This window comes from Allobosea sp. P4_E12 (genome assembly GCF_056401655.1).
In genome coordinates this window covers 162,631-173,493 of sequence record NZ_JBFUIY010000016.1, presented here as the reverse complement: position 1 = coordinate 173,493, position 10,863 = coordinate 162,631, and the positions used below count along the sequence as shown (strand labels likewise).

Below are 10,863 nucleotides of genomic sequence, written 5' to 3'. Positions count from 1 at the left end.
GGCCGGCAGCGATGACGAGGATGGCGGCGCCGTCTTCGACAAGAGCGGCATGGGCCAGGCCGAGAGCGAGGATCCCTACGACCAGGCGGTCGCGGTCGTGCTGCGCGACAAGAAGGCCTCGACCTCGTATATCCAGCGCCGCCTGCAGATCGGCTACAACCGCGCCGCCTCGATCATGGAGCGCATGGAGAACGAGGGCATCGTCGGCCCCGCCAACCACGCCGGCAAGCGAGAAATCCTCGTCGAGGCCAGCGCGTCGCCTTGATCTCCATCTCCAGCGGGCGGAGACGTCGCTGCCGCGCTGGCAGCGACGTGCGTGACCGACCTCGTCTGCTGCCGGTTGGGAACGCAGACCCCTCGCCCGTTCGGCGCGGCAAGCGAAGACTGGTATGTTGCGCAACCGATGCGGTTACTATGCGGCCGTAGCTTCGCTCGCACCGGAGGCGACGATGAACCGAGCCGTTCTGTCATTGATGCTGATGTTGGCCGCGGATCTTGCGTTGGCTCAGCCCCGGCCCTCCACCGTCAACAGGCCCTGCAGTGCCAGCCGGCACGATGTCATTGCCAACGGCGCCATCGTGCTCGGTACCGGTGGCTACACCTATGACCGCTTCGTGCGCGACCGCAGTTTCTGCGAACTCGATGAATATGCCGATCCCGCCTGGGTTCCGAGCCGCGACACAGCGAGCTGCTTCGTCGGCTATCGCTGCAAGAGCGGGATGTATGACTAGGCAGGAGCGAAGTCCCCGCGCACGGCAAGGCCGCGCGCACCTTCGTCTTTCCCATCCCTTGCGCGGAAGACAGTCTGAGCGGCCGTTCCACGTCTGGGGCGAGCGGACATGCATCTCGGCCCGGCAACCCGCAACCCTACGACGCTGAAGCTGACATTAGGCTGACACGTCATGTCAGGTTTGCGAGCCGAATTGTCGGGTAAAACGGCGCCTGAGGTTCCCGCCAGGAGCCCGCTGAACTTCGCTGCGCAGACCTTTCCGAAGACGGACACGCGACGGGCATCACTCCAGCAATTGAAACCGGGGAGCTTCGTCAGGTGGCCGAACCTATCGTTGGGCGGAACTTGAGTGGAGGGAGGAACGCGTCATGGGATATGCAGTCGATCCTTACGGCCCGGCACGGAATACCGCTCTGCTTGCGAGCATCACCGCGCTGGAGGCAGCCGTGATCGTGATCCTCGGACAGGTGGCGCTGCTGGGAGCCGATTCCGTAGAAGAGGCCCATGTCACCCTCGCGGAACTCCGGGCCCATTGCGAGCAAGTGAGGGAGACCTTGCTGTCGATGGCGGTGCCGCGCAATGAAGCCGACTCGGTTATCTTCAGCACGAGCTTCACCAGAGAGCTCGACCACATCTTCGGGGCCATTCGGTTCCGCAAGGCGACATCGCAATGATATCGCAAAGCTCCTGAGGCAGATGCCATCGCGCGGGATCCCAAGCGGTGGCGACCTCTCCTTCCGAACGGGCGCCGCCGATGCCTGGCATGGCGCCCCCCGCGTCCCGGATCTCACTCCGGTTGAGCCAGAAGCGGCCTCATCGCTTCATTGATCCAGTGCCATTCGGAGCCGGCCGGGCCTCCTGCATCGTCGCCGCGCAAGATGGCGAGCAGTTGCTGATAGCGGATCGAACGGGCGTGGTGTTTCCGATACTGATCGAGATGCCAGTCCAGGAAAGCCCGATCGGGAGCGCGGTTCATTGCGCGGGCTGAGTCTTCAAGCCATTCCCGCGCGATCGCGGCACCGCTTGCGGAATCCGGTTTTGCGCTGTCGTCCATCGCGGCGCGAACCTTGGCGAGGGTCCGGTTCGCGGCTTCGGCATAGGCGGCGGGGTCGAACTCAGCGGTCGACATGGCCCCAGCATTCGCCCGCATCTCGGCCATGTAGCTTTCATCGGTGATGATCACCGTAAGCTCGGCCCAGGCATCGATCTGCGCGGGCGTCGGATCGTCCGGGAGCTCGGGTGTGCTGGCCTCGATCATCTGGCGCTTCCAGGCATCGTCCATCTGCGCGCCTCCGGCGACCTCGTCGTAGAAGCGCTCGACCAGCAGGCGGAACTGGGCATTGGAAAGGGTCGTCACGGTCCATAATCTCCTGAGATCGGTTTCGGTGGGGTCTGGCGACTTCAAGGTCGCGCGCAGGACGGCGGCGACACGGCGCTGCGAGGCGATCTCCGCCTCCAGCGCGCGAAGGCGCATGGTCAGAACGTCCGTCAGCGAAAGCCGCCTCGACAGGAACTTTCGGATGACTGCGAGGCCCAGCCCGATATCGCGCAGCGCCCGGATCAGATCGAGACGCGCGACATCCTCCGCGGAATACACACGGTAGTTGCTGAAAGTTCGCGTCGCCGGCGGCAGCAATCCGCTGTCCGAATAGAACCGAATCCGCCTGACCGAGACGCCGCTGAGCTTTGCAAGCTCGCCAATCGTGTGCCGTTCTTCCTTCATGGCGTCGTCCTAGGGTCTCCACCGGATGGAGGGTCAAGCGCTGCCGGAACTGGCGGCCGACCAATTCCGGGTATCCGCGCATTGCAGCGCCTCGCGACGCTGCTCTACCGTGCGGCCCATGCCGCGCCGCGGCAGGAACAGGAGCGCCCGCGATGGTCGGCGAACGCAGCGACATATTTGGGTTTGCGCCCGCCCATGATGCGCCGATCCCCTATCTTCAGCGCGTTAGCACCTACTATCAGGCGCTGGGATATGGTCAGCCCTACGCATGGGCGCATTACGCCGCGGTGCCGTTTCAGGCTTTGGCGAGGCCTCTTTCTGAGTGCCGGGTGACGATCATCACGACGGCTGCCCCCTACCAACCGGACAAGGGCGATCAGGGGCCGGGAGCGCCCTACAACGCTGCAGCCAAGTTCTATTCCGTCTATTCCGCCGATAGCGGCGAGGAGCACGACCTGCGCATCGCCCATGTCGCGATCGACCGCACGCATACGACCGCCGAAGATCTCGGGAGCTATTTCCCGCTGGCCGCATTGCGCCAGGCGGCGATCTCAGGGCGGCTCGGCTCGATTGCACCGCGCTTCCATGGCTTGCCGACCAATCGCAGCCACCGCGTGACGCTCGAGGTCGATTGCCCGGAGATCGTCGCCCGCTGCAGGGCGGATGCGGTCGATGCAGCGATTCTGGTGCCGAATTGCCCCGTCTGCCATCAGAGCGTCAGTCTCGCCGCCAGGGCGCTGGAGGAGAATGGCATCGCGACCGTTGTCATGGGTTGCGCCAAGGACATCGTCGAATATGTCGGTGTGCCGCGCTTCCTGTTTTCGGATTTTCCGCTCGGCAATTCCGCGGGGCGACCGAACGACCGCAGCTCCCAGGACGTCACGCTCGATCTGGCTCTGGCCACCCTGGAGCGGGCACCGGCGCCACGGACCACGGTGCAGTCCCCCTTGATCTGGAGTTCCACCCCGGACTGGAAGTTGGACTATTGCAATATCGAACGTCTTTCGCCCGATGAGATCCGGCAGCGACGGGCCGCCTTCGACATACAGAAGGAGACCGCCAGGGCAATCCGTGAACAGGCGCCGGGTTGAAGCCTCCGCTCTGGCGTGAAGCAGCGGCAACGCCGCAGAGCGCCGCTCGCAATTGACGATACCGCCGGATCTGCCGCAGGCTTTCGCCAGAAATCGCCGCCCTGCCCCTGGGCCGGATCAGAGCGATGCCTTGGAGGAGCGCGGCTGATGACGGTTGGCAAGGATTTGGCAGATGCCGCGAACGTGCCCGGGAGCGACGCGTGCGTGCTGCGCCACATGCTCGAGCGCCAGGCCAGGACAAATCCGGATCGGCGCTTCGTCCAGTTCTGGCCCGGCGCGACCTGGAGCTATGGCGAAACGCTGCGACAGGTGCGTTTGCACGCTGCCGCCCTTGCCGCGGCCGGCGTGAAGCAGGGCGACCATGTGCTGTGCTGGATGGGCAATGGCCCCGACCTGCTGGCGACCTGGTTCGCGATCAACTATCTCGGCGCCGTCTATGTCCCGCTGAACACCGCCGCGCGCGGCCGCCCGCTCGAATATGTGCTCGACGATGCCGACGCGGCGTTGATGGTCGGCCATCGGGCGCTGGTGCCAAGGTTGGCGGAGGTCAATCCCGGCAAGCTGCGGCAGGTTCTGCTGGTCGGCGAGAGCGAGCAACGGGAGCCGCAGCTCGCAGGCGTCACCGTCGCCCCGTTCGAGCTCCCCGCCGTGGTTGCGGACGATACCCTGGCGCTGGAGCGTGCGATCGAGCCCTGGGACACCCAGGCGATCATGTACACCTCCGGCACGACCGGCAATGCCAAGGGCGTGGTGTCGTCCTATGTCCAGCTCTACACGATGGGGCCTGACGCATTCGACTGCATCGGCCCCGAGGATTGCTGCCTGGTCTGCGGCCCGATCTTCCATTGCGGCTCGACGCTCTATGTCTATGCGATGCTCGCCTGCGGCGGATCGATCGGCATGGTCCGCGAGTTCCGCACCGCTGATTTCTGGGATGCCGTTCGCGGTACCGGCAGCACTCTGGTCTTGCTGCTCGGCGTCATGGCGACGTTCCTGCTGAAGCAGCCGGCCAGTGCGTCCGACCGGGAACACCCCCTGAAGAAGGCCTTCATCGTGCCCTTCGGCGAGGACGCCGTCTCGTTCCGCGAGCGCTTCGGCGTCGATCTGCACACCGTCTACAACATGACGGAGATAGCCAGTCCGCTCAGTGCCGGCCCCGGCATTTCAGAGCAAGGCCTGGCAGGCTTGCCGCGACCCTGGTTCGAATTGCGGGTCGCTGATGCTCATGACTGCGAAATGCCAAGGGGCGAGGTCGGCGAATTGCTGGTTCGCTCGCACCGGCCGTGGGCGCTGATGAAAGGCTACTATGGGAATGCCGAGGCGACGGTCGCGGCGATGCGCAATGGCTGGTTCCACACTGGCGACGCCTTTCGCCAGATGCCGGATGGGCGCTTCTTCTTCGTCGACCGGCTCAAGGACGTGATCCGCCGGCGTGGCGAGAACATTTCCTCCTTTGAACTGGAGAGCGAGATCCTGGCCCATCCCGGGGTTCGCGAGGCGGTTGCCGTCGCGGTGCCGAGCGAGCATGGCGAGGATGAGGTCCTGGCCGTCGTCACCCCGATTGCAGGCGGCGCACTCGACCAGACCGAGCTTGTGAGCTTCCTGGCGGAGCGCATCGCGCATTACATGGTGCCGCGCTTCATCCGCATCGTAGACGAACTTCCAAAGACGGCGAGTGGCAAGCTGCAGAAGCATGTTCTGCGCAGCAAAGGCGTCACGGCCGATACATTCGACCGTGACGCCGCCGGGATCCGCATCAGAGCCGAGCGGCTCGGCTGAGCCGCTCGGTGCGTTGGATCATCGGACCGGATACCGATCCGATGATCTCGCCTTTCGTGTGGGCACCGCTTGCCCGAGAACCACAATCCAGTCTCGGGCCGATGCCTCCAGTTCATCGGACCGGATATCGTATCCAGTCCGATGATCTAACCCGTTGTCTTTGCATCGGCTTTGCCCCGAAAACCGCAATCCACTTTTCGGGCCGATGCTTTAGAGCGGCTTCAGATTGGCCTCGATCTGCCGGCGCTTCGGTTCCAGGAACGGCGGCAGCGCGAGCTTTTCGCCCATCGTTTCGGCCGGCTCATCGGTTGCGAAGCCGGGACCATCGCTGGCGATCTCGATCAGGATTCCATTTGGCTCACGCAGATAGAGCGAACGGAAATAGAAGCGATCGACCGGTCCGCTATTGGGATAGCCGGTCGCGCGCAGGCGCTCCGCCCACTCATCGTACTCGCCGAAGGTCGGCGTCCGCAGCGCGAGATGGTGGACACCGCCCGCCCCTTCGCGTGCCTGCGGCAGGTCGGGCTCGACCGCGACATGCAGCTCCGCCGCCGGCCCGCCATCGCCGACCTTGAAGACGTGGATGTCGCCGGTCGCATGAGCCGCGTCGCGATAGTCCGCAATGCGCTCGAGGCCGAGCAGCTTGCCCAGCACGAGCTCGGTCCGCTCCAGCTTCGGCACGGAAATCGTCACCGGGCCGAGGCCACGGATCTGATGTTCTGTCGGCACGGAACTCCTGTCCCAGGCCACGAAGGGAATCGCACCGCCATCGGCGATCAGCGTCAGGCGCTGGCCTTCCGGATCCTCGAAATCAATCGCGGCGCGGCCATTGATGGCGCGGATATCCGAAACCGCGACGCCAGCCGCCGTCAGCCGCTCGCGCCACCAGTCCAGCGACGTCTCGTCACCGACGCGCAGGGCGGTGCGGGTAATCGAATGGGTGCCGCGCTTGGCCGGAGGAGCCGGCCAGTCGAAAAAGGTCAGATCGGTGCCGGGCGAGCCGGCGCCGTCGGCGTAGAACAGATGATAGGCCGAGGTGTCGTCCTGATTGACCGTTTTCTTGACCATGCGCATGCCGAGCGTCTCGACATAGAAGCGCCGGTTCTGCGGCGCGTTGGCCGAGATTGCGGTGACGTGATGGATGCCCGTGAGCTTCATAGGTGACCTCCTGATCGCTTCCTTGGCCCGTTGGCCAGTGTTCGCAGCAGAGATAACCGCTTTCGAATGCAACAACAGATCACGTGTTGCCACGACGACGTTGCGAAAATGCAATGATCTGGACTCTGCCTGTCCCTGTGAGTGGGTCAGGCGGGTTGCCCCGTCATTCCCACGATACAGGTCCGGCACGAGCCGGGGCCATTGGTTCTCGAACGAATGGTGGCCGGCGAGGTTCCGGGTTGCGATCCGGCTCAGCCCGTCGTCAGGATTCGCCGGCCGGTGCCTTCGAGCACCACGCAGGTTAGCTGCCCCGTTTCATAGGCGCGTGTGTCGATACCGATCCGGTTCGGGCGGATGACGGGCGCAGTCGTCGGCGTATGCCCGTGAACCACGACGAAACCGAAATCCTCTTCGCTGTCGAGAAATTCGTGCCGGATCCAGAGCATGTCTTGCTCGGATTGCTCGCCGAGCGGAATGCCCGGGCGGATGCCGGCATGCACGAAGAGATAGTCACCGCAGCGCCAGTTCAGGGGCGCCTGCGCGATGAATGCGGCGTGGTCGGCCGGTTGCGCTGCGAAGAAACGCTGCACGATCTGACGGCACGCCAGATCTTCCTCGACCTCGTCGAACTCGGCCACGTCGATGCCGTAGGATGCCAGCGTCTCGACGCCGCCAAACCGGCACCAGCGCAACACGAGATCGGGCGCATGGCGAATGCCGAGCGTGTAGTCCTCATGATTGCCGCGCAGCGTGACGAGCTCACGTTCACGCCGCTTGTCGATGAGATGAGCGATCACGCCAGAGGAGTCGGGACCGCGGTCGATATAGTCGCCAAGCATGACCTGGATGACGCGCTTGCCTGAGGCTGAACGGGCATCCGCTTCGATCTGGGCCTCGATCTCGCGCAGCAGATCGAGGCGGCCATGGACGTCGCCCACCGCATAGATGCGCAGGCCGTCAGGTATTGCCGGCTGGCGGCCGGCGAGCGGCGGGTTGGCGGCATCCATGGGCTTGGCTCCGGCGGTATCTGATCGCCGGGCCTTGTCGCCCGTCGTTTCGCGCGCGGCAAGGGCGAATGGCTAATGTGCGTCCGCGTGCCGCCCCGGCTTGGCCTTGAGCTTGAGCTCGGTCAGATCCTCGCGCTCGCGCGGCGTGTTGCGCATGAGCTGGTCCTTGCCGGGCTGGTACTGCACGGGTTGCGGGGTATCGACGCCATACCAGGCCGCAGCGCGCAGCACGAAGGACGGGTCCGCCAGATGCGGGCGCCCGAGCGCCACGAGATCGGCGCGACCGGAGGCAATGATCGTGTTCACCTGATCGGCCGTCGTGATGTTGCCGACGCACATGGTGGCGATGCGCGCCTCGTTGCGGATGCGGTCGGAATACGGCGTCTGGAACATGCGGCCATAAATCGGCCGGCTGTCATTGACGGTCTGCCCGGTGGAAACATCGACGAGGTCACAGCCTTCCCCGGCAAAGGCGGCCGCAATGGCGACGGAATCCTCAGGCGACAGGCCGCCTTCCTTCCAGTCCGTCGCCGAAATACGAACGGACATCGGCTTCTCCCGCGGCCAGGCCTCGCGCAGCGCCCGAAACACCTCGAGCGGGTAGCGCAGGCGGTTCTCGAGCGAGCCGCCATAGGCGTCCGTCCTGTGGTTCGTCAGCGGCGAGAGGAAGCTCGCCAGCAGATAGCCATGGGCGCAGTGCAGCTCCAACATGTCGAAGCCTGCCCGCTCGCCGCGCTCGGCCGCGGCGACGAACTCGGAGCGCACGCGATCCATGTCGGCGCGCGTCATCTCGCGCGGCACCTGGCTCTCGGGATAATAGGGCAGAGGCGAGGCCGAGATGATCGGCCAGGCCCCTGCGGGAAGCGGCCGGTCCATCCCTTCCCACATCAGCCTGGTCGCGCCCTTGCGGCCGGCATGCCCGAGCTGAAGGCAAAACTTCGCGGCCGAGTTCGCGTGAACGAAGTCGACGATGCGTGTCCAGGCCGCCTCCTGCTCGTCGCTGTAGAGACCGGTGCAACCGGGCGTGATGCGGGCGTCGGGGGCGACGCAGGTCATCTCGCTAACGATCAAGCCCGGACCGCCGATGGCCCGCGAGCCGTAATGCATCAGGTGCCAGTCCGTCGGCAGGCCCTCTAGCGCAGAATACTGGCACATGGGCGAGAGCACCATGCGATTCTCGACCTGCATCTCGCGGAGCCGGAATGGCTGGAATGCGGGTGCCACGGGGGAGCCGTCGCGCTTGCGCCGCGCTGCAGGGCCGACTTCGTCAGCCACCAGCGTGTCGATGGCAGCGGCGAAGGCGGGCGCGCGCAGAGCGAGATTGTCATAGGTGATCGCCTTCGAGCGCGTCATCAGACCGAAGGCAAAGCGCAACGGATCGAAATCCCAGAAGCGACGCAGTTGCTCGAACCAGACCAGCGAGACATCCGCCGCGTGCTGCGTCTTCTCGACCTCTTCGCGCCGGGTCCGTTCGTAGAGCGACAGGGCGGTGGAGACGTCGAGCTTCGCCTTGCCGAAGGCACGATGCAGCGCAATCGCGTCCTCCATTGCCAGCTTGGTGCCGGAGCCGATCGAGAAATGCGCCGTCGCCTTGGCGTCTCCGATCAGCACGACATTGTCCGAGACCCAGTTCTCGCAGCGGATCATCGGGAAATTGCGCCAGAGCGAGCGATTGGTGATCAGCCGGTGACCTTGCAGCTCCTCCGCGAAGACGCCTTCGAGGAAGGCGGCCGAGGCGGCTTCGTCCATGCCCTCCAGGCCAGCCTTCGCAAAGGTCTCGGGGTCCGTCTCCAGCACCCATGTCGAGCGCCCGGCCTCGTACTGGTAGCAATGGGCAATGAAGAGCCCGTGCTCGGTTTCCTTGAAGAAGAAGGTGAAGGCGTCGAAGGGCCGGGTCGAGCCCATCCAGGTGAACTTGTTCGGCCTGAGATCGACCTGTGGCCGGAAGCGTTCCCGCCAGCCTTCGCGGATGCGGCTGTTGATGCCGTCGGCCGCGACCACGAGATCGAAATTGCGCTTCAGCGCTTCGATATCATCGGCTTCCGTTCCGAATTTCAGCGTGACGCCGAGTTCTCGGCAGCGCTCCTGCACCAGCATCAGCAGCGAGCGGCGCGAGCAGCCGCAAAAGCCGTTGCCGGAGACACGATGGAGCGTGTCCTTGAAGCGGATCTCGATATCGTCCCAGTAGGCGAAATTGTCGACGATCGCGCCGTAGCTTTCGGGGTCGGCCGCCTTGAAGGTATCGAGCGTCTGGTCGGAAAAGACGACGCCGAATCCGAACGTGTCGTCAGGCTGGTTGCGCTCGAAGACCGTGACGTCCAGCGCCGGCCAGTCACGTTTCATCAGCAGCGCGAAATAGAGTCCGGCAGGACCGCCCCCGACGACCGCAATGCGCATCACCCATCCTCCCCGGCTGTGACGGATATTATTTTAAGCCTGAAATATTTTTTCCTCAAGGGGGATCGCCGTGGCTTCCGCGCGGAAGGCGGGAGCATGTCCAATCCTATACGTATCCGGCGATTGCGGCGCGCAATTCACAATCATGCGCTCGTTCCAAGCCTCGCTTGCAAATTGCTTCAGACCTAAAATATATTGCTCGGCATGAGGAGGCTCGGCGTCATGGACCTGGCGGGACGACATGCTCTGGTGACGGGCGGCGGGCGTGGCATCGGCCGGGCTGTTGCCGGCGCTCTCAAGGCGGCCGGTGCGCATGTCTCGATCATCGGCCGCAGCGCGGCGACCCTGCAGAGCGCCATTGCCGAGGGCGATGCCGACAGCTTCGCGCTCGCCGATGTCACCAATGAGGCAGCCGTCGCGGCGGCGATCGGGACTCTCTCCAGAGAACGGCCGCTGGATATCGTCGTTGCCAATGCAGGCGGCGTCGAGACCGGGCCGTTCCTGAAAAGCGACGCCGAGCGTTTCCGGCGGATGTTCGAGTTGAACCTGATCGGCACGGTCAATGCCTTCCGGGCGGCCCTGCCCGGCATGACCGAGCGCCGCGAGGGGCGGCTGATCGCGATCGCCTCTACCGCCGGGCACCGGGGCTATCCCTATGTCTCGGCCTATGTCGCGGCCAAGCATGCGGTCATCGGGCTGACACGCTCGCTGGCGCTGGAGGCCGCCCGATCCGGCGTCACGGTGAATGCGATCTGCCCCGGCTATACCGATACCGGCATGGTGGCAGACAGCATCGAGGCGATCACAGCCAAAACCGGAAAGCCGGGCGAGCAGGCGCTGGCGGAGCTGGTCAAGGGCAACCCCCAGGGCCGGCTGATCGCTCCGGAAGAGGTCGCGGCAGCCGTGCTCTACCTCTGCGGTCCCTCCAGTGCCGGGATTACCGGCCAGTCGATCCTGATCAATGGCGGGGAGTTCTAG

General features: G+C 64.8%; 10 protein-coding genes. 6 read left to right on the top strand and 4 right to left on the bottom strand.

What is annotated here, in order from left to right:
• The 3 genes from AC1DW9_RS21015 to AC1DW9_RS21005 all read left to right on the top strand — a co-directional run.
• The coding region (locus tag AC1DW9_RS21015) for a DNA translocase FtsK (RefSeq protein ID WP_476855170.1) at window positions 1-265 on the top strand (265 nt) is incomplete at its 5' end.
• Window positions 266-449: 184 nt separating this feature from the next.
• The gene (locus AC1DW9_RS21010; RefSeq protein ID WP_441507120.1) at window positions 450-731 is read left to right on the top strand and encodes a hypothetical protein; all 282 of its coding nucleotides are present in this window, start codon (window positions 450-452) and stop codon (window positions 729-731) included.
• A gap of 367 nt (window positions 732-1,098) precedes the next feature.
• On the top strand, window positions 1,099-1,404 hold the full coding sequence (locus tag AC1DW9_RS21005; RefSeq protein WP_441490823.1) for a hypothetical protein: 306 nt from the start codon (window positions 1,099-1,101) through the stop codon (window positions 1,402-1,404).
• Window positions 1,405-1,517: 113 nt separating this feature from the next.
• Here AC1DW9_RS21005 and AC1DW9_RS21000 read toward each other — a convergent pair whose 3' ends face one another.
• Entirely contained in the window at window positions 1,518-2,453 is a 936-nt protein-coding gene (locus tag AC1DW9_RS21000; RefSeq protein ID WP_441507119.1) for a helix-turn-helix domain-containing protein, read from the bottom strand.
• Between the two features lie 152 nt (window positions 2,454-2,605).
• Between AC1DW9_RS21000 and AC1DW9_RS20995 the strand changes: the two genes are divergently transcribed.
• Together AC1DW9_RS20995 and AC1DW9_RS20990 are read left to right on the top strand one after the other, a co-directional pair.
• Window positions 2,606-3,544, top strand: a complete 939-nt coding sequence (locus AC1DW9_RS20995; RefSeq protein WP_476776385.1) for a glycine reductase — start codon at window positions 2,606-2,608, stop codon at window positions 3,542-3,544.
• 147 nt (window positions 3,545-3,691) lie between these two features.
• Window positions 3,692-5,323 carry an AMP-binding protein gene (locus AC1DW9_RS20990; protein ID WP_476776384.1) on the top strand — a complete coding sequence of 544 codons (1,632 nt, stop codon included), beginning with the start codon at window positions 3,692-3,694 and terminating at the stop codon, window positions 5,321-5,323.
• Window positions 5,324-5,533: 210 nt separating this feature from the next.
• On the opposite strand, the gene AC1DW9_RS20985 is transcribed toward AC1DW9_RS20990, so the two are convergent.
• From AC1DW9_RS20985 to AC1DW9_RS20975, 3 genes are all read right to left on the bottom strand, one after another.
• Window positions 5,534-6,481, bottom strand: coding sequence for a ring-cleaving dioxygenase (locus AC1DW9_RS20985; protein ID WP_441507116.1), 948 nt, complete (start codon window positions 6,479-6,481; stop codon window positions 5,534-5,536).
• A 251-nt stretch (window positions 6,482-6,732) separates the two neighbouring features.
• Window positions 6,733-7,488 carry a metallophosphoesterase family protein gene (locus AC1DW9_RS20980; protein ID WP_441490828.1) on the bottom strand — a complete coding sequence of 252 codons (756 nt, stop codon included), beginning with the start codon at window positions 7,486-7,488 and terminating at the stop codon, window positions 6,733-6,735.
• Between the two features lie 72 nt (window positions 7,489-7,560).
• Complete coding sequence (locus AC1DW9_RS20975; RefSeq protein WP_441507114.1) at window positions 7,561-9,885, bottom strand: bifunctional salicylyl-CoA 5-hydroxylase/oxidoreductase; 2,325 nt, start codon at window positions 9,883-9,885, stop codon at window positions 7,561-7,563.
• Window positions 9,886-10,107: 222 nt separating this feature from the next.
• On the opposite strand from AC1DW9_RS20975, the gene AC1DW9_RS20970 reads away from it, so the two are divergent.
• Window positions 10,108-10,863, top strand: a complete 756-nt coding sequence (locus AC1DW9_RS20970; RefSeq protein WP_441507113.1) for an SDR family NAD(P)-dependent oxidoreductase — start codon at window positions 10,108-10,110, stop codon at window positions 10,861-10,863.

What these genes read in the sequence shown, in the direction of transcription:
- AC1DW9_RS21010 (WP_441507120.1), top strand. Translation starts at nt 450, where the DNA reads ATGAACCGAGCCGTTCTGTCATTGATGCTGATGTTGGCCGCGGATCTT.
- AC1DW9_RS21005 (WP_441490823.1), top strand. Translation starts at nt 1,099, where the DNA reads ATGGGATATGCAGTCGATCCTTACGGCCCGGCACGGAATACCGCTCTG.
- AC1DW9_RS21000 (WP_441507119.1), bottom strand. Translation starts at nt 2,453, where the DNA reads ATGAAGGAAGAACGGCACACGATTGGCGAGCTTGCAAAGCTCAGCGGC.
- AC1DW9_RS20995 (WP_476776385.1), top strand. Translation starts at nt 2,606, where the DNA reads ATGGTCGGCGAACGCAGCGACATATTTGGGTTTGCGCCCGCCCATGAT.
- AC1DW9_RS20990 (WP_476776384.1), top strand. Translation starts at nt 3,692, where the DNA reads ATGACGGTTGGCAAGGATTTGGCAGATGCCGCGAACGTGCCCGGGAGC.
- AC1DW9_RS20985 (WP_441507116.1), bottom strand. Translation starts at nt 6,481, where the DNA reads ATGAAGCTCACGGGCATCCATCACGTCACCGCAATCTCGGCCAACGCG.
- AC1DW9_RS20980 (WP_441490828.1), bottom strand. Translation starts at nt 7,488, where the DNA reads ATGGATGCCGCCAACCCGCCGCTCGCCGGCCGCCAGCCGGCAATACCT.
- AC1DW9_RS20975 (WP_441507114.1), bottom strand. Translation starts at nt 9,885, where the DNA reads ATGCGCATTGCGGTCGTCGGGGGCGGTCCTGCCGGACTCTATTTCGCG.
- AC1DW9_RS20970 (WP_441507113.1), top strand. Translation starts at nt 10,108, where the DNA reads ATGGACCTGGCGGGACGACATGCTCTGGTGACGGGCGGCGGGCGTGGC.